The following is a 17228-nucleotide window of genomic DNA, read 5'->3' on the forward strand; positions in this document are numbered from 1 at the left end:
TTTAATGAACTGCCATGCCGCTGTTGCCCGAAGCAGCGATGACTCCCCGGAACCGAAAGGCGGGGTGGGGGCAGATGCTGGAACTTCGGAAGCTGACGCGGGAGTTTGGCGCCCGAAAGGCCGTGGACAGCGTGTCGCTGTACTTCGACCGGCCCGCCTTCGTCGGCATCATCGGCCGCTCGGGCGCGGGGAAATCGACGCTGCTGCGGATGATCAATCGTCTGACCGATGTCAGTGCGGGGGAAATCCTGTTCGAGGGGCGCAATGTTGCCGCGCTGACGGGTCGCGAAAAGCGGGAATGGCAAAGCCGTTGCGCGATGGTGTTTCAGCAATTCAACCTCGTGCCGCGGATGGATGTGGCCTCGAACGTGCTGCATGGCCTTCTGGGCCGCCGCCCGACGTTGGCCGCGATCTTCGATTTCTGGTCCGACGCCGACATTGCCCAAGCGCTCCAGATCCTTGACCGGCTCGGCATCGCGGAGCAGGCATCGAAGCGCGCCGAGGCGCTGTCGGGCGGGCAACAGCAGCGCGTCGCCATCGCCCGCGCGCTGATGCAGGATCCGGCGATCATCCTTGCCGACGAGCCGATCGCCAGCCTTGATCCGATGAATGCGCAGATTGTCATGGACACGCTCAAGCGGATCCAGACCGAGGACGAGCGCATGGTGATTGCGAACCTGCACACGCTCGACACCGCGCGGCGCTATTGCGACCGGGTGATAGGGATGCGCGATGGCCGCGTGGTCTTCGATGGCCGCCCCGATCAGCTGTCAACCGGCGTCGCGCGCGAGATTTATGGCGCCGATGCCAGTTTCAACGAGGCCGCGACCTCGACCGCGATCCCCGCCGACACAAGCGCCGACGAGAGCTACGCCACCGCGATGCTTGGCGCGTAACCCCTTTCCCGGCCGGGGTGGCCGGGGTCAACCGGAGACGACCATGAAGATCCTTCCCGCCGTTCTGGCCGCCACGACGCTTCTTGCCGGTGCCGCCCATGCCGAGGGCATCACCCAGTTCAACATCGGCCTTCTGGGCGGTGAAAACGCGCAAGACCGGCTGAATTCGAACGAATGCTTGCGCAAATACGCCGAAGACACCCTCGGTGTGCCGGTGAAGCTCTTTGCCCCCGCCGATTATGACGGCGTGGTGCAGGGGCTTCTGGGCGGCACCATCGACATGGCCTGGCTTGGCGCCTCGGCCTATGCCAAGGTCTATCTGACCGACCCGAAAGCGGTCGATGTGGCGCTGGTGAAGACCAACCTCGACGGCTCGTTCACCTATCATTCGATCGGCATCGCGCGGAAGGACAGCGGCATCACCAAGCTGGAAGACGCCAAGGGCAAGGTCTTCGGCTTTGGCGATCCGAACTCGACCTCGGGCTATCTGATCCCCTCGGTCGAGATCCCGAAAACCCATCCCGAGATCACCCGCGCCGATCTGGCCGATGGCGCGTCGAGCTATTTCAAGACGGTGAAATTCACCGGCGGGCATGAACAGACCATCGTCGCGGTGGTGAATGGCGACATCGACGCGGGCGTGACCTGGGCCGATGGGCAGGGCAACTGGGAAGACGGCTACAACTCGGGCGCGCTGCGCAAGGCGGTCGATGCGGGTCTGGTGAACATGAACGACCTTGTGGAAATCTGGAAATCCGAGCCGATCCCGGAAGGCCCGGTGGTGCTGCGCCACGCCCTGCCCGACGATGTGAAGGCGAAGATGACCGATCTGGTCAAGGGGCTGCAGGCGAAGGACAAGGACTGCGCCTATGGCGTGGCGGCGGGCGACACCGCGGGCTTTGCGCCGATCACCGCCGATTTCTACGATATCATCGTGGAAACCCGGCGCGCGACGCAGGGGAACTGATTTCAGCACCGGTTGATTTCGACAGTTCGGGCGGGGGCTCCGGCCCCCGTCCCCTTTCCCGAAAGGCGCAAGATGACGTCAGCCCTGCCCATGACCGCGGAGTATCTGGCGCTGGTGCGCCGTCGGCGGCTCTATGGCGGGCTGATCCTTGTGCTCTTTGTCGTTCTGATGGCCTCGGGCTGGCGCACAGCGGATGCCCGCAATGCCGGCAGCTTTATCGATGGCATCGCGCATATCTTTGACTTTCCAGTCGAAATCCTCTCCGAGGCGGCGCGCGACTGGCGCAACTTGCCGGGCTATCTCGGCCAATACCTGCCCTCGTTGATCGAGACGCTGAACATCGCCGCCGTCTCGACGCTTTTGGGCGGGCTTTTCGCCTGCCTGTTTGCCGTTCTGTCGGCCCGGGCGCTGGCGCCCGTGGCCCTGATCGTGGCCCCGGTCCGGCGCTTGATGGATGTGATGCGGGCCATGCCCGAAATCGTCATCGCGCTGGTGCTGATCTTTCTGCTCGGCGGCGGCCCGGTGCCCGCGATGATCGCGATCACGCTGCATACCGCGGGCGCGCTGGGAAAACTCTTCTCCGAGGCGTCGGAAAACGCCGATCTGAAACCGCTCGAGGGGCTCGCCTCGGTCGGTGCCGGATGGCTGGCGCGGATCTGGTTCGGCATCCTGCCCCAGGTGGCGCCGAACTGGTCCTCCTATGCGCTGTTGCGGTTCGAGATCAACATCCGCGCCTCGGCGATCCTTGGCTTCGTCGGCGCGGGCGGCATCGGTTACGATCTGCGCACGACGCTGCAATGGGGACAGGGGCGCTACGATCAGGTGGTGGCGATCTTTGCGCTTCTCTTTCTGACCATCGTCGTCGTCGATGCCCTGTCCGACCGCGCCCGGATGCGTCTTGTCAAAGGGGGGCAGGCGGCATGACTGCCCCGATGCTGCTGATCGCCGAGACCGAAATCCGCCGCAGCCTCGGGCGGCGCCGCGCGGTGATGCTGGCCGCGCCGCTGCTGCTGCTCGCCTATCTGACGACGATCTTCTTCAGCTTCGATCTGCCGGGCATCGCGGCGCGGATCCGGCCCGACAATGCGGCAACACTTCTGGGCGATTTCTGGAGCTACAAGACCCATGTCAGCCGCGATCTGCGAAAACCGGGGCTGGAGGTCGCGATCGAGGGCGAGGCGAAAGGCCGTTACGCGCCCGAGCAATTCCCGAGCTGGGTGCAGGACGGCACAACCCCTGTCATCGACCTGCCGGGCGGGGGGCGCGTGACCTACACCGCCAGCGGCGCCCGGATCGACCGGACAGATTTTGGCCGGATCGAGGTAACGCGGAGCGGGCGGCGCATCGCGGTGACACTGCCCGAAGGAGCCGTCACGCCCGACTGGCTCTCGGCCTCCTCGACCCGGGTCGATATCCGCGGCCCGTGGTGGCGCTTTTCGATGACACCCCAGCGCACCGAGACTTTCCGCTATCAACCCGGCTGGGAGCTTTTCTTCTTCGACCTGCAAAGCCCGTTTCACGGCAAGGGTCCGGGCGAGTTGGCGGCGCTTGCGCTGTGGGAGCCGCGCCTTGACCCCGCGCGGGCCAACCTTGCGGGAATGCTCCATGACTTCTGGCATAACCGGATGTGGCGTCATGGCGACGTGGTCTGGGCTTTGGGCGAGACGGTGCTGATGGCCTTTCTTGGCACGCTCGGCGCGGCGCTGATCGCGGTTCCGCTGGCGTTCCTCGCCGCCTCCAATTTCGCGCCGGGCCGGGCGGTGCGGTTCGGCCTGCGCCGCTTCTTCGATCTCTTCCGCGGCATCGACGGGCTGATCTGGACGGTGATCCTCAGCCGCGCCTTCGGGCCTGGGCCGCTGACCGGAGCGCTGGCGATCTTGATGACCGACACCGGCACCTTCGGCAAGACCTTCTCCGAGGCGCTTGAAAACATCGACGAAAAGCAGCGCGAGGGGATTGCCTCCACCGGCGCGAGCGGCGCGCTGCAAGCCCGTTTCGGTGTCGGCCCACAGGTGGCGCCGGTGATCCTCAGCCAGGTGCTTTACTATCTCGAGAGCAACACCCGCTCGGCCACCGTCATCGGCGCGCTGGTGGGGGGCGGTATCGGGCTTTTGCTGACGCAGGCGATCCAGACCCAGAAAGACTGGGAAGAAGTCAGCTATTACATCGTCCTGATCCTCCTCATGGTGATGGCGATGGACAGCCTCTCGGGTTGGCTGCGCACACGCTTCATCAAGGGGTAGACCATGGCGAAATTGCATCCCGTCACACCGCTGATCGCGCCCGATTGCGAGATCAGCAATGCAAGCTTCGGCGCCTATGTCGAGATCGGTCGCGGGGCGCGGCTGACCAATGTGGAGATGGGCGATTATGCCTATTGCGACCGGCTGGCCGACATCGCCAACACCACGGTGGGCAAGTTTGCCAATATTGCCGCGATGACACGGATCGGCCCGACCGACCATCCGTTCCGCAACGCGGCGCAGCACCATTTCCTCTATCGCTCGCATTACTACTGGGACGATGTGGGCGATGACGCCGCCTTCTTCCTGCACCGCGCCGCGCGCCGTATCAGCCTTGGCGCCGATTGCTGGATCGGGCATGGCGCGATCATCAAGCCCGAGGTGACGGTGGGCATCGGCGCGATCGTCGCCTCGGGCGCGGTGGTGACGAAGGATGTGCCCCCCTTCATGATCGTTGCGGGCTGCCCCGCCGTGCCGCTGCGGATGCGGTTTCCCGACCGTGTGGCCGAGCGACTTCTGGCACTCGCCTGGTGGGACTGGGATCATGCGACGCTGCGCGAGCGGCTGGATGATTTTCGCACCCTTCCCGCGGAAGAGTTTCTCGATCGCTACGAAGAAGTGCCTGCCTGACCCGTCTTCGGCGGGCAGGCCGGGAAGCCGCCCTCCTCCCTCCCCGATGCGGGGGCGGCTTCCCATCACTCAGCCAGTCGTTGCCACGGTCAGCGCGACGCGATCGCCTGCAAACCAGGTCAGCCCGTATTCCACGGGCACCCCTGTGGCATCGACATTCACCGCCTCTGTGCGCAACAGCGCCGCGCCCTCGGGCAGATGCAGCAACGCCGCCCGCGGTCCACGCGCCAGTTTCGCGGTGATCCGGGTCGAGGCGCGGGTGTAATCGCTCACCCCCATCTCGGCCAGTGCCGCCGTCACCGAGCCAAGCCGGGCCAGCGCTTCGGGCAAGGTTGGGAAACGGTCCGCCGGAAAAGCGGAGCGGAACTGCGCCAGCACCACCCCGTCGGCCAGCGATAACCCCTCGTAGAGATGCACAAGCGCAACCCCCAGCGCGGCGCGTTCCGCCGCCTCGGCGGGGCGGGTCTCCAGCCGCAGCACCTGCCGCGACGGCGTGCGCCCCGAGGCGAGGACGTTTTCCTGAAACCGCACCCGCCGCCCGAGCGCATAATCCGTGGGCGGGCTTGCCGCGACGAACACCCCCGAGCCGCGCCGCGCCCGGAGCAGACCTTCCTCGGCAAGGGCTGCCAGCGCATGGCGCAGGGTGTGGCGGTTGACACCGAACCGCGCCGACAACGCCGCCTCGGTCGGCAACTTCGCGCCGGGCGGGCAGGCGCCCGAGGCGATCTCGGCGCGCAGGATTGCGGCAATCGCCGCCCAGACGGGATCGCGTTTTGTCATGCAAACTTCATTGGCGGAATCGACCTCTGCGGCGCAATATTTGTCTAGTTGTATACTTATCTGGACAAATCCGCAAGATGTCTGCCCCGGTCTCCAACGCTGCTTTCGACACATCGGCCCGCGCGGCGACCCTGTCGCTTTTGGCCCGCGCCCCCGGCGCGCGTCTCGCCACCCTGCTGCCAGACCTCCCGCCGTTCGACTGGTTGCGCCGTCCAGAGGTGGGGGCGGTGATGGTGCGCGGGCGCATGGGGGCGGGCGGTGGGGCGCCGTTCAACCTTGGCGAAATGACGGTGACACGCTGCGCGCTGCGTCTGGCCGATGGCAGGGTCGGACATGCTGCCGTGCAGGGCTGCGACAAGGGCCATGCGACGCGCGTGGCGGTGATCGATGCGCTGATGCAGGGCGAGGAAGAGGAAGCGGCGCGGATCGAGACCGCGGTGCTTGCCCCCCTGCGCGCCGAAGAGGCCACCCGGCGCCGTATTCGCGCCGAAAAGGCCGCGGCCACCAAGGTCGAATTCTTCACGCTGGTCCGGGGAGAGGATTGATGGAGATGCACGCTCTTTCCGGCGGTTTCGCCGATCCCGCGATCGATGCGGCGCATGCCTTCCGCGCCGCGCTTGAAGCGATGGCGCGGCCCGGCCGGATCGCGCGCCTTGCCGGGGCCTGCCCGCCTGCGCCGCTGTCGCCCGCGGCCGGGGCACTGGTGCTGACGTTGTGCGATGACACGACGCCGCTTTTCGTTTCCCCCGCGCTGCTCACGCCTGCGCTTGTCGACTGGATCGCCTTTCACACCGCGGCGCCCCTGTGCCCGCCCGAGGCGGCGGTCTTTGCCCTTGGTCGCTGGGAAGATCTGCCGCTTGACCAGTTCCGCATCGGCACGCCCGATTACCCCGACCGCTCGGCAACGCTGATCGTCGAAATGGCCGCCCTGACGCCCCCCAATGCGCGGCTGCGCGGCCCGGGGATCGAGACGCATCAGGACGCCCGCTTGCCTGCCATTGCCCCGTTCACCGCCAACCGCGCCCGCTTTCCGCTTGGATTCGATTGCTATTTCTGCGCGGGTGACAGCGTTGCCGCCCTGCCGCGCTCGACCCGGGTGGAGGCGCTCTGATGTATGTCGCAACCAAAGGTGGCGAGCGGGCGATTGACGCCGCCCACGCGTGGCTGGCCGAGGAACGCCGGGGCGATGCTGCGGTGCCGGAGCTGAGCGTGGAGCAGATCGGCGAGCAGCTGACCTTGGCGGTCAATCGCGTGATGGCAGAGGGCTCGCTCTACGATCCCGACCTGGCCGCGCTGGCGATCAAACAGGCGCGCGGCGATCTGATCGAGGCGGTGTTCCTGATCCGCGCCTATCGCACGACACTGCCGCGCTTTGGCGCCAGCCTGCCCGTCGACACCGCGGCGATGCAGATCAGCCGCCGGATTTCCGCCACCTTCAAGGATGTGCCGGGCGGGCAGGTGCTGGGGCCGACCTTTGACTACACGCATCGGCTGCTCGATTTCGCGCTCGCCGCAGAGGGGGCGCCGCCGCCCGCCGCGCGCGTTCCCGCCGACGCGGCGCCCGCGCCGCATGTGCTGGGGTTGCTCGATCGCGACGGGCTGATGGAGCCACTGACGGCTGGCCCTGAAACGCCGCCCGATCTGACGCGCGAACCGCTGGAGCTGCGCGCCGCCCGCGCGACGCGATTGCAGGCGCTGGCACGGGCCGACGAGGGCTTCGTGCTGGGCCTCGCCTATTCGACGCAGCGCGGCTACGGGCGCACCCATGCCTTTGTCGGCGAATTGCGCATCGGGCTGTGCGCGGTGGAGATGGAGATCCCGGAACTCGGGTTCTCGATCGAGATCGGCGAGGTCGAGCTGACCGAATGCGAAACGGTGAACCAGTTCACCGGCTCGAAAACCGAACCACCGCAATTCACCCGCGGCTATGGCCTTGTCTTTGGCCAGTCCGAGCGCAAGGCGATCTCGATGAGCCTCGTCGAGCGCGCCCTGCGCTGGGAGGAGTTGGGCGAAGACGCCACCGGCGCCCCGGCGCAGGATGCGGAATTCGTGCTGAGCCACTGCGACAACATTCAGGCGACGGGGTTTCTCGAGCACATCAAGCTGCCCCATTACGTCGATTTCCAGTCGGAACTGGAACTGATCCGGCGCCTGCGCCGCGAGGCGGCAGGGGGCGCGAAATGACCTTATTCAGTGCCATCGCGCGGGGTGTCGTCTTCGTGCCGGGCGGATTTCGCCTCCTTGCCCCCGGTCAGATTGCGCAAGAGCGAGCCCACGAGGAACGCCCCCGCCACGGTGAAGAAGATCCAGTGCAGCATCGTTTCCGTCCTTGTTTGGGAGAGCACCATGTCTGAGGGCTACAGTTTCGCCTATCTGGACGCCGCCACCAAGCGGATGATCCGTCGCGCCCTTCTGAAAGCGCTGGCGGTGCCGGGCTATCAGGTGCCCTTCGCCAGCCGCGAAATGCCGATGCCCTATGGCTGGGGCACTGGCGGCGTGCAGGTGACGGCGGCGTGCCTCGTGCCCGAAGACGTGCTCAAGGTGATCGATCAGGGCGCCGATGACACCACGAACGCCGTCTCGATCCGTCGCTTCTTCGAGCGCACGGCGGGGGTGGCGGTGACCACCCGCACGACCGAGGCCACGCTGATCCAGACCCGCCACCGCATCCCCGAAGCGGCGCTGACCGAGGGGCAGATCCTTGTCTATCAGGTGCCGATCCCGGAGCCCTTGCGGTTTTTGGAACCGCGCGAGGCCGAGACGCGCCGCATGCATGCGCTCGCCGATTACGGGCTGATGCATGTGAAGCTTTACGAGGACATCGCGCGGCACGGGGCGATTGCGACCTCCTATGCCTATCCGGTGCAGGTCGAGGGCCGCTATGTGATGGACCCGAGCCCGATCCCGAAATTCGACAATCCGAAGCTGTCGGGCTGTCCGGCGATCCAGCTTTTCGGCGCCGGGCGCGAGGCGCGCATTCACGCGCTGCCGCCCTATTGCGAGGTGGTCAGCCTCGATTTCGACGATCATCCGTTCGAGCCCAGCAAGGCCGAGGCGGCCTGTGATCTCTGCGGCGCCGAGGCGAGCTATCTGGACGAGGTGATCACCGACGATGCCGGCGGGCGGATGTTTTGCTGTTCTGACACCGATTTCTGCGCCGGGCGTCGCGCGACGGGGCATGCGGGGCGATTGTCGGAGGGGGACGCATGATGGACGGCGCGCAAGGGCGTATTTGGACCAAGAAAAAGCCGGATCCGGAAGCGGGGTCGCTGTTGCAGGTTGAGGGTCTGGGCAAGTTTTGGGGCGCGCGGATCGGCTGTGCCGAGGTTGATTTCGATCTTTGGCCGGGCGAGGTGCTGGGGATTGTCGGCGAAAGCGGCTCGGGCAAATCGACCCTGCTTGGCTGCCTTGCCGGTCATCTGAGCGCGGATGCCGGGCGGATCGTCTATCGCGGCCGCGATCTGCGGATGGTGGGCGAGCCGGAGCGGCGGCATCTGGCGCGCACCGAATGGGCCTTCGTGCATCAAAACCCGCGCGACGGGCTGCGGATGGGGGTGACGGCGGGCGCGAATGTGGGCGAGCGGCTGATGGCGGTCGGCGCGCGGCATTACGGGGCAATCCGGGCGGAGGCGCGCGACTGGCTTGGCCGGGTCGAGATCGACCCCGACCGGATCGACGACCGGCCGCGCGCCTTTTCGGGCGGCATGCAGCAGCGGCTGCAGATCGCGCGCAATCTGGTGACCGGGCCGCGGTTGGTCTTGATGGACGAGCCGACCGGGGGGCTCGATGTCTCGGTGCAGGCGCGGCTTCTGGACCTGTTGCGCGAATTGGTGCGCGAGATGGGGCTTGCCGTGATCATCGTCACCCATGATCTCGCCGTGGCGCGGCTTCTGGCCGACCGGCTGATGGTGATGAAAGACGGCCGGGTGATCGAGGCGGGCCTCACCGATCAGGTGCTCGATGATCCACAGGCGGCCTATACCCAGCTTCTCGTTTCCTCTGTCCTGCAGGTCTGAACCGATGATCGAGATCAAAAATCTGTGCAAAAGCTTCACCTTGCACAACCAGGGCGCGGCCGTGCTTCCGGTGCTTGCCGGGGCCAGCCTGCATGTGGGCCCCGGCGAATGTGTGGCGCTGACCGGGGCTTCGGGGGCGGGAAAATCGACGCTGATGCGGATGATCTGGGGCAATTACCGCGCCGAGACGGGGCGGTTGCGCGTCGACGGGACCGACCTTGTCAGCGCCACGCCGCGCCAGATCATCGCCCTGCGCCGCGACCGGATGGGCTATGTCAGCCAGTTCCTGCGCGTCGTGCCGCGGGTGCCAACACGGCGTGTCGTCGCCGAACCGTTGCTCGACACGGGCGCCCCTGAGGACGAAGCCTTCGCCAGGGCCGAGGCGCTTTTGACCCGGCTCAACATCCCGGAACGGCTCTGGTCGCTGTCGCCCACCACCTTTTCGGGCGGCGAGCAGCAGCGGGTCAACATCGCCCGGGGCTTTGCGCATCCGTTCCCGGTGCTGCTGCTCGACGAGCCGACCGCGTCGCTCGATCCGGTGAACCGGGCGGTGGTGCTGGAGCTGATCTGCGAGGCCAAGGCGCGCGGCGCTGCCATCCTCGGCATCTTCCATGACGAGGCCGCGCGGGCCACTGTGGCCGATCGCGAAATCGATGTGACGGCCTTCACCCCCGCGAGGGCGGCATGAGCGGGCGGCTTTTTGCCATCGTCGGGCCTTCGGGCGCGGGCAAGGATACGCTGATTTCCGGGCTGATCGCGGCGCGGCCCGAGATTCACCGCGCGCGGCGCTCGATCACCCGCCCGGCGGCGCCAAGCGAAGACTTCGAAAGCCTTTCGGCCTCGGAATTCGCCGCCCTGCATGGCAACGGCGGCTTTGCGCTCTCATGGCTGGCGCATGATCTGGGCTATGGTCTCCGGCACGCCGAACTAGCACCGCTCGCCGAGGGGCGCGACGTGATCTTCAACGGCTCGCGCGCGGCGCTGCCGGAATGTCTGGCCGCCTTCCCGCAGCTGCAGGTGATCGAGATTGCGGTCTCGCCCGGCATCTTGCAGGCGCGGCTACAGCGGCGCGGGCGCGAAGATGCGGACGAGATCGCGGCGCGGCTTGAGCGGGCGGCGCTGCCTTTGCCGCGGGGCCTTGACGGCTGTCGCATTCTCAACGATGGCGCGCCCGCGGCGGGCATCGCCGCGCTGATCGCGGCGCTTCAGCCGGAAAGCGCGTGAGCGGCCAGAAGATGAAACCGACCCGTGTCATCCTCGCCAAAGAGACAGAGCCGGTCGAGCGCCACCGGCTGCGCCAGATGCGGCGCGAAGAAGGCCTGCGCGAGCGGCGCAAGGCGGGCGATTTCCTCCGGTTCCAGGCCGCCGGTCAGCGACATGTGAAAACGGAATTCCTCAAGCACGAAAGGATAGCCGTAGCTGTCGAGAAGCTCGCGCTGCCGCGCGCTGAGCCGGTTCGGCTGCCGCCGCGTGATCTCCGTTTGAGTCAGGGGGGCTCGGAACGGCTCGAAACGGGTCACCACCTCGGCGGCCAACTGCGCAAGGTCCGGTCCGCGGGGCTCGGGCGTCAGGGCAAGGAAATCGCCAAGCGCGCGCACGGCAAGACCGGGCAAGGCGGCCGGGGCCAAACCCGCCGCCACTTCTGCAACGGCCTCGCGCAGCGTTTCCGGGCTTTGCCCGAGGGCGAGCCGGAACGGCGCCTTCAGCGTGGCGTGAAAGCCGTATTTTCGTGCGGTTGTAGTTGCTTCGGAAAGCCCCGCGATGCTGGGCTGACCGACCGGACGGCCGGTGCAGGCATCCCATCCAAGCCAGTCCGACCCGGCCCGCCAAAGCCCCGCATCTGCCGGGGCGAAATAAAGTGCGTAACGTTTGATCATCATGGCCCCGCTTTCGCACCGATCCGTCACCGCAATGTGACACTCGCCTTCCAAAACCCTGTCTGCAAACCAAAATCCCGGAGAACCGGATGACCGAGACGATCCTGGCCAATGCCACTCTTGTGCTGCCCGATGATGTGATGACGGGGCATCTGGTGCTGCGTGACGGTCTGATCGCCGAGATCGGCGCGGGCCGCGCGCTGCCGAAGGGCGCGCTCGATTGCGAGGGCGATCTGCTGGCGCCCGGGCTGATCGAGCTGCACACCGACAATCTGGAGCGCCACATCGAGCCGCGCCCGAAGGTGGCTTGGCCGCATACCGACGCCATCATCGCCCATGATGCCGAGCTGTGTTCGGTGGGCATTACGACAGTTTTCGACGCGCTGCGGGTGGGCTCGATCGGGCCGTCGGGGGCGCGCTCGGATTACCGCGAATACGCCCGCGCGCTGGCCGATGAAATTCTGGGCATGCGGGCGCGCGACGGCTTTCGGATCTCGCATTACCTGCATCTGCGCGCCGAGGTCTGTTCGGAAACCCTGCTCGACGAGCTGGCGAAATTCGGCCCCGAGGATCGGGTGGGGATCGTGTCGCTCATGGACCACACCCCCGGCGAGCGGCAGTTTCGCGACCTCTCGAAGCTGCGCGACTATGTGCGCAAGAAGCATGGGCTGAGCGAGGCGGAATTCCTGGCCCATGTGGAGCACGAAAAGGCGCTGAAAGCCCGGCACGGCGCGGCGCATGAGGCTGGCACGGTCGCGGCTGCGTCGCGGCTGGGCGCGGTTCTGGCCAGCCATGACGACACGACGGCGGAACAGGTTGCCGTGTCGCGCGGCCACGGGGTGCGCTTTGCCGAGTTCCCGACCACTTTCGAGGCCGCCAAGGCCTGCCGCGAGCAGGGCATCGCGGTGATGATGGGGGCGCCGAACCTGATCCGCGGCGGCTCGCATTCGGGCAATGTGGCGGCGCAGGCCCTGGCCGAGGCGGATCTGCTCGACATCGTGTCTTCTGACTACGTGCCCGGGTCACTTCTGTCGGCGGCTTTGATTCTGGGCGACATCTGGGATGACCCGGCGCGGGGGATCGCCACGGTGACCTCGGCCCCGGCCAAGGCGGTGGGCTTGAACGACCGTGGGGCGATTGCTGTCGGGCTGCGCGCCGATCTGATCCGGGCGCATCGGGTAGAGCGCAGCGCTGCCCTGCGCGGTGTCTGGGTCAAAGGAAAACGCGTCGGCTGACCGCATTTGTGCCGCGCCGATGCCGAGTTGCAGTTTGGCGACTTGGCGTTCACAGTGACCACACAAAGAAACGGCACTGTGGCGCGGCATTGGCCATCACTGACGAGCAAACCCCGCGTGCCGACGAACGTTTGAATTTCTCGTGGCTCGGCCAAAGCCTGCACATTGGCCAGAGTCCTGGAAGAATCCCAATGACAGCTTTCAGGCATTCTTCATCGGCGATGCCGAAGCATGAGAAGTGGCTCCTTGCTCCGTCGTCAAACCTTCCGCGGCGCCCTGAACAAAGGTCGGTTCAGGGCTGGATGGACCTCGTCGCTGCGGAGCGCTCGAGCGGCCGCTTCGGAGGCCTGCGCCGTGAGGATCGACCGGCCGGTAAGGGCCGAGCGCGTTGGTCAGGTCGCCCGAATAAGGGGGATGGGAGCGGCGCGTAAAGTTGCTGCATCGCATCCGCGGCGAAAAGCGAAAGCCAGCATTCGCGGGGAGATTCGCGGGCGAGGCAGGCCACGACGCAGGCCCGGGCTACCTCAGGGGGGCAATCCGCCGGAGCGGATTCCGGCAGCCCCGGGCCTCAGCCAAAATGCGTTTGCTGCGGCGATGATCTTCAGGAACACGCAACTTCAATGGCGAAAGCCATCACTTGCACTCATACTCAACCATCAACAGGCATCACGAATAAAGGCCGGGATGTCCGAGACCTCTCGGAGTAGCCTGCCGGTCGATGATGGCGGTGTGGCAGCGGCGGCTTCCGATTGCAGTGCGACCGGCGGTGTCGGGGGCGCGACGGGCGTGGCGAAGCGCGGGAAACCGAGATCGCACCCGATCCAGCCGCGCGGGCCTCACCGATCCCTGCCCTGCCAGAACCACGGCCGGCATTCGGCGCGGCGGTAGGCCTCGCTCAGCCCCATGTCGTCGAGCGCCTCTGAATGGCTCATTGGCTGGACCAGTTCGTCGTGCGATGGCGGGCGGGGGATGACTTGCTCACGAAGGCCGTCCAACCACATGGATTCACAATGTGAATCCTCGATAGTCAGAGTTTTGCATCGACGCCGTGTGGCGCGGGCGGCGGTCTTGCAATATCCATAAAACAATCATATGATTGATTTATGGCGGAGCACTCTCCACCCCAACACTATCTGCGGCACGAGATGATCGCGGCGGCCGCCATTGCGCTGCGGCCGAGCCGGTAAACTACCTCGTCATCGAGGCCGCCCGCAGTCGCGTGGAGGCCAAGATGCCCTCGCCGGTTCGCTCGAACCGGTGGCGCTGAACCTGCTCGACCTGAAGGCTTTCGGTGAGCGCATCGCCGCGAGGGATCCCGATCGCCAAACCGTCGAAATCCACATTCGGGTCGCCCTCATCAATCGCTTCAATGCGCTCGGCACTGCCGAGGTCGTCCGCGTGGCATGAACCTGAACGGGAAAGGGAAAGGGAAAGGGAAAGGGAAACTCACGCCTCAGGCCACCTTTCTGCAACAACGCCGAAGAAGACCATGATTTACTGGTTCAACCGCAGCTTCGGCGTCACTCCATCCAAGCTGCGGCGAACTTACGAGGATATTGGGGTTACCTAGGTGTTGGCAAAAGGAAAATTCAGGCGGCCGAGACACCTGAGCCACGATCTGGTTCAGGGATGAGCCATGACCGCTGTCAGGGCTGCAGCCATTCGTCCTGCTGTTTCGCGAAAGGTCGCCAGATGCGGGGCCACTTCTGCGGCAAGGCCCGCCGCGCGGGTTTCGCCCAGAGCGGTGCGCAGGCTCGCCGCATAGGCGGGGATCTCCTGCCAGTCCGCGACGGTGGTTTCGGTGATCTCGACATGGAACTGCATCCCCCAGGCGTGCCGTCCCCAGCGGATCGCCTGCGTACCGCAGGCCGGGTTTTCGGCCAGCACCGCAGCGCCTTCGGGCAGGGTCACGATCTCGGCGCCGTGCCACTGAAAGGTCTGCATCCGATCCGTCAGAACGCCAAAAAGCGGGTCTGCGGCGCCCTCTTCTGTGCGGGTCACTTCGCATAGACCCACCTCGGGCGCGGCCATTGGCCCGACTTTGCCCCCCAGCGCCTCGGCCAGCAATTGATGGCCCAAGCAGATGCCCAGATAGGGCCGCCCGAGATCCTTCACCCAACGCCGGATCGCGGCCAGCTCCGCCTGCATCCAGGGCAGTTCGTCCTTCTGCCACAAATCCTGCGGCCCGCCCATCGCCACCATCAGATCGAACCCGTCAAGCGGCGGGATCGGTGCGCCCGCATCCAGTTCGATCGTGGTCAGTCGATGCCCCGCTGCCGCCCAGATATCGCGCAGGGTTCCGGGGTGTTCAACGGCAAGATGCTGAAAGACAAGGATGTTCATGGGGCCTCCGGGGCGGTCAGGCACGGACAAGGTGCAATGAGGGGTGGGGAAAGCGGGCTGTGCTCAGCCGTCCGGCCTCGAGTCGCAGCACGCGGTCGGCCAGACGCTGCGCCTCGGCCGGGTCGTGGCTTGTCATCAGCGTCGTGGCGCCGAAATGAGCATGCAAGCGGCGCAAATCGGTTTGCAGGCGGGCGCGGGTGTCGGGGTCAAGCGCCGAGAGCGGCTCGTCGAGCAAAAGCAGTTTCGGGCGTCGCGCCAACGCCCGCACCAGCGCAAGCCGTTGTCTCTGCCCGCCCGACAACTGCGCCGGAAAGGCGTTGGCAAGCCCCGCAAGTCCGGCCAGATCCAGCATTTCGGCCACCCGATCCGCCCGGTCGCGCCGGGGCACATCATGCAGCGCAAAGGCGATCTGCCCCGCGGCCGTCATGTTCGGGAACAAGGCGTAGTCCTGAAACACGAAACCAAGCGACCGGGCGCGGACCGGCAGATCGATCCCGCGTGCGGTGTCGCTCCAGACCTGCCCGGCCATCGCGACCGCGCCGCGCAAGGGGCGTGCCAGACCGGCGATCAACCGCATGAGAGTTGTCTTGCCCGCCCCCGACGGCCCTGTCAGCACCACGAATTCTCCCGCAGCCACGCTCAGATCGACTTCAAGCTCGAACGGACCATCTGGCCCCGAAAGCCGGGTTTCAAGCGTGACGGCAAGAGGGGCGACACTTGGCACGGTGTTTGTCCTGCGACGGAACGGGGCAATTGACCTGATCGATATAAGGCCTGACTACATAGCGAAGGGCGGCACTTGTCCAGCCCGCAAAACCGACAGGAGTTCCCCATGCGCAAAAGCCTTGCCATCTCGGCCGTTCTCATTCTTTCCGCCTCTGCCAGCTTTGCCGAAGATCTCGTGATTGGCGCGGGGGCGGGCTATCGCCGCCCGATGGCCGAGGCCGTCGCCGCCTATGAGGCGCAAAGCGGCAAATCTGTGGGCGAGGTCTATGGCAACATGGGGCAGGTGCTGGGGCAGGCGCGCGAAAGCGGCAAGATGGCGATGGTCTGCGGTGACAAGGCCGTGCTCGCCAAGGCCGAGGGGCTGGCATTCGAACGCTTCCTGCCGATGGGCACGGGCAAGCTTGTCGTGGCCTTCCGCAAGGGAGTGTCCCTTGCCGATCCCGCCAAGCTGGCCGGAGACAATATCACGAAAGTCGGGATTCCTGACGAGAAATCAGCGATCTACGGCAAGGCGGGGCGGCAATATCTGGACCATGCCGGGCTTGCCGCCAAGGTCGATCCGAAGCTGGTGACGGTGGCGACGGTGCCGCAGGTGACGGCCTATCTGGCCACGGGCGATGTCGATGCGGGCTTCCTCAACATCACCGATGCGATCGGTGCCAAGGACGATCTGGGCGGCTGGGTCGAGGTCGATCCGAGCCTTTATCAGCCGATCGACATCACCTGCGGCGTGCTCGACGCCTCGGCCGAGGGCTTTGCCGCCTTCCTTGCCACGCCGCCCGCGCAAGAGATCCTGCATCATTACGGGCTTTGACACATGGAGGCTGTCGCCGCCGTGCTGGGCGATCCGGGCCTGGCCTTTCCGCTGGGGCTCAGTCTGCGGATCATGGCGGCGACGCTTTGCGTGCATGCGACGCTGGGGGTGGCGCTGGGCTGGGCGCTGTCGAAACGGCACTGGCCCGGCCGCACCGCGCTTGATGTCGTGGTGACACTGCCGATGGTGTTTCCGCCGATCGTGTTGGGCTTCGGCCTTCTGATGCTTCTGGGCCGCCGGGGCTTGGGCGGCTGGATCGAAGCAAGTTTCGGAACTAGCTTTATTTTTTCTGAGGCGGGGGTGCTTCTCGCCTCGGTTATCGTCGGGCTGCCGCTCGTCGTGAAACCCGTCGAGGCCGCCATCGCGGCGCTTCCGCCGACCTTGGCCGAGGCGGCCCGCACGCTGGGCCACACCGAAATGTCGATCTTCGCCCGGGTGATCTTGCCCAATATCGCGGGGGCTCTGGGCGCGGGGCTGCTCATGGCCACGGCGCGCTCGCTCGGCGAGGTCGGGGTCACGCTAATGCTGGGCGGCAATATCCTTGGCCGCACCAATACGATCTCGCTCGAGATCTACAACGCGGTTTCCGTGGGCGAATTTCGCCGCGCGCTGGTGCTTTCGGCGGCGCTGGGGCTGTTTTCGACGCTGGTGCTGATCGTGCTGCGCCGCCGTGCCGTGTCGCTTCCCTGAGCCCTTCCCAA

General features: G+C 66.2%; 20 protein-coding genes and 1 pseudogene. 16 read left to right on the forward strand and 5 right to left on the reverse strand.

The window, feature by feature from the left end; translation table 11 throughout:
- Nucleotides 1-74: 74 nt before the first annotated feature.
- The 5 genes from phnC to ACTTAI_RS04130 all read left to right on the forward strand — a co-directional run bounded on the left by phnC (nt 75) and on the right by ACTTAI_RS04130 (nt 4736).
- Nucleotides 75-896 carry a phosphonate ABC transporter ATP-binding protein gene (phnC, locus tag ACTTAI_RS04110; RefSeq protein ID WP_444454545.1) on the forward strand — a complete coding sequence of 274 codons (822 nt, stop codon included), beginning with the start codon at nt 75-77 and terminating at the stop codon, nt 894-896.
- Between the two features lie 43 nt (nt 897-939).
- Nucleotides 940-1863 carry a phosphonate ABC transporter substrate-binding protein gene (phnD, locus tag ACTTAI_RS04115; protein ID WP_444454546.1) on the forward strand — a complete coding sequence of 308 codons (924 nt, stop codon included), beginning with the start codon at nt 940-942 and terminating at the stop codon, nt 1861-1863.
- 72 nt (nt 1864-1935) lie between these two features.
- Nucleotides 1936-2787, forward strand: a complete 852-nt coding sequence (gene phnE, locus ACTTAI_RS04120; RefSeq protein WP_444454547.1) for a phosphonate ABC transporter, permease protein PhnE — start codon at nt 1936-1938, stop codon at nt 2785-2787.
- Nucleotides 2784-4106: a phosphonate ABC transporter, permease protein PhnE gene (phnE, locus tag ACTTAI_RS04125; RefSeq protein ID WP_444454548.1), complete on the forward strand. Its 1323-nt coding sequence runs from the start codon at nt 2784-2786 to the stop codon at nt 4104-4106. The genes phnE (ACTTAI_RS04120) and phnE (ACTTAI_RS04125) overlap by 4 nt, the downstream gene beginning before the upstream one ends.
- 3 nt (nt 4107-4109) lie before the next feature.
- Complete coding sequence (locus ACTTAI_RS04130; protein WP_444454549.1) at nt 4110-4736, forward strand: chloramphenicol acetyltransferase; 627 nt, start codon at nt 4110-4112, stop codon at nt 4734-4736.
- Between the two features lie 69 nt (nt 4737-4805).
- Here ACTTAI_RS04130 and phnF read toward each other — a convergent pair whose 3' ends face one another.
- On the reverse strand, nt 4806-5516 hold the full coding sequence (phnF, locus tag ACTTAI_RS04135; RefSeq protein ID WP_444454550.1) for a phosphonate metabolism transcriptional regulator PhnF: 711 nt from the start codon (nt 5514-5516) through the stop codon (nt 4806-4808).
- 77 nt (nt 5517-5593) lie between these two features.
- Here phnF and phnG point away from each other — a divergent pair, with 77 nt between their 5' ends.
- From phnG to ACTTAI_RS04150, 3 genes are read left to right on the forward strand one after another with little or no spacing between them, the layout of a single operon-like run.
- Nucleotides 5594-6061 carry a phosphonate C-P lyase system protein PhnG gene (gene phnG, locus ACTTAI_RS04140; protein ID WP_444454551.1) on the forward strand — a complete coding sequence of 156 codons (468 nt, stop codon included), beginning with the start codon at nt 5594-5596 and terminating at the stop codon, nt 6059-6061.
- Nucleotides 6061-6627, forward strand: coding sequence for a phosphonate C-P lyase system protein PhnH (gene phnH / locus ACTTAI_RS04145; RefSeq protein ID WP_444454552.1), 567 nt, complete (start codon nt 6061-6063; stop codon nt 6625-6627). The genes phnG and phnH overlap by 1 nt, the downstream gene beginning before the upstream one ends.
- On the forward strand, nt 6627-7700 hold the full coding sequence (locus ACTTAI_RS04150; RefSeq protein WP_444454553.1) for a carbon-phosphorus lyase complex subunit PhnI: 1074 nt from the start codon (nt 6627-6629) through the stop codon (nt 7698-7700). Before phnH ends, ACTTAI_RS04150 begins: the two co-directional genes overlap by 1 nt.
- A gap of 2 nt (nt 7701-7702) precedes the next feature.
- Here the strand turns inward: ACTTAI_RS04150 and ACTTAI_RS04155 are convergent, their stop codons facing one another.
- Nucleotides 7703-7834, reverse strand: coding sequence for a hypothetical protein (locus ACTTAI_RS04155; RefSeq protein ID WP_444454554.1), 132 nt, complete (start codon nt 7832-7834; stop codon nt 7703-7705).
- Between the two features lie 28 nt (nt 7835-7862).
- Between ACTTAI_RS04155 and ACTTAI_RS04160 the strand changes: the two genes are divergently transcribed.
- From ACTTAI_RS04160 to ACTTAI_RS04175, 4 genes are read left to right on the forward strand one after another with little or no spacing between them, the layout of a single operon-like run.
- Nucleotides 7863-8726 carry an alpha-D-ribose 1-methylphosphonate 5-phosphate C-P-lyase PhnJ gene (locus tag ACTTAI_RS04160; protein WP_444454555.1) on the forward strand — a complete coding sequence of 288 codons (864 nt, stop codon included), beginning with the start codon at nt 7863-7865 and terminating at the stop codon, nt 8724-8726.
- Nucleotides 8726-9532: a phosphonate C-P lyase system protein PhnK gene (gene phnK, locus ACTTAI_RS04165; protein WP_444455692.1), complete on the forward strand. Its 807-nt coding sequence runs from the start codon at nt 8726-8728 to the stop codon at nt 9530-9532. The genes ACTTAI_RS04160 and phnK overlap by 1 nt, the downstream gene beginning before the upstream one ends.
- Before the next feature lie 4 nt (nt 9533-9536).
- Nucleotides 9537-10220, forward strand: a complete 684-nt coding sequence (gene phnL, locus ACTTAI_RS04170; RefSeq protein ID WP_444454556.1) for a phosphonate C-P lyase system protein PhnL — start codon at nt 9537-9539, stop codon at nt 10218-10220.
- On the forward strand, nt 10217-10756 hold the full coding sequence (locus ACTTAI_RS04175; RefSeq protein WP_444454557.1) for a phosphonate metabolism protein/1,5-bisphosphokinase (PRPP-forming) PhnN: 540 nt from the start codon (nt 10217-10219) through the stop codon (nt 10754-10756). The genes phnL and ACTTAI_RS04175 overlap by 4 nt, the downstream gene beginning before the upstream one ends.
- Here ACTTAI_RS04175 and ACTTAI_RS04180 read toward each other — a convergent pair.
- Nucleotides 10738-11412, reverse strand: coding sequence for a DUF1045 domain-containing protein (locus tag ACTTAI_RS04180; RefSeq protein ID WP_444454558.1), 675 nt, complete (start codon nt 11410-11412; stop codon nt 10738-10740). The genes ACTTAI_RS04175 and ACTTAI_RS04180 overlap by 19 nt on opposite strands.
- Nucleotides 11413-11498: 86 nt before the next feature.
- On the opposite strand from ACTTAI_RS04180, the gene ACTTAI_RS04185 reads away from it, so the two are divergent.
- Nucleotides 11499-12644 carry an alpha-D-ribose 1-methylphosphonate 5-triphosphate diphosphatase gene (locus tag ACTTAI_RS04185; protein ID WP_444454559.1) on the forward strand — a complete coding sequence of 382 codons (1146 nt, stop codon included), beginning with the start codon at nt 11499-11501 and terminating at the stop codon, nt 12642-12644.
- A 1278-nt stretch (nt 12645-13922) separates the two neighbouring features.
- Nucleotides 13923-14051: pseudogene (locus ACTTAI_RS04190) on the forward strand (IS5/IS1182 family transposase); the annotation flags it as partial.
- Between the two features lie 216 nt (nt 14052-14267).
- Here the strand turns inward: ACTTAI_RS04190 and ACTTAI_RS04195 are convergent.
- Both ACTTAI_RS04195 and ACTTAI_RS04200 read right to left on the reverse strand, forming a co-directional pair.
- The gene (locus ACTTAI_RS04195) at nt 14268-14987 is read right to left on the reverse strand and encodes a type 1 glutamine amidotransferase (RefSeq protein ID WP_444454560.1); all 720 of its coding nucleotides are present in this window, start codon (nt 14985-14987) and stop codon (nt 14268-14270) included.
- Between the two features lie 16 nt (nt 14988-15003).
- The gene (locus ACTTAI_RS04200; protein ID WP_444454561.1) at nt 15004-15711 is read right to left on the reverse strand and encodes an ABC transporter ATP-binding protein; all 708 of its coding nucleotides are present in this window, start codon (nt 15709-15711) and stop codon (nt 15004-15006) included.
- A gap of 108 nt (nt 15712-15819) precedes the next feature.
- Here ACTTAI_RS04200 and modA point away from each other — a divergent pair, with 108 nt between their 5' ends.
- Both modA and modB read left to right on the forward strand, forming a co-directional pair.
- A complete protein-coding gene (gene modA / locus ACTTAI_RS04205) occupies nt 15820-16527 on the forward strand; it encodes a molybdate ABC transporter substrate-binding protein (RefSeq protein ID WP_444454562.1) in 708 nt (235 codons plus the stop codon).
- Nucleotides 16528-16530: 3 nt separating this feature from the next.
- Nucleotides 16531-17217: a molybdate ABC transporter permease subunit gene (gene modB / locus ACTTAI_RS04210; RefSeq protein WP_444454563.1), complete on the forward strand. Its 687-nt coding sequence runs from the start codon at nt 16531-16533 to the stop codon at nt 17215-17217.
- Nucleotides 17218-17228: the final 11 nt, after the last annotated feature.

Source organism: Rhodobacter capsulatus (genome assembly GCF_052363175.1).
GTDB lineage: Bacteria > Pseudomonadota > Alphaproteobacteria > Rhodobacterales > Rhodobacteraceae > Rhodobacter > Rhodobacter capsulatus_D.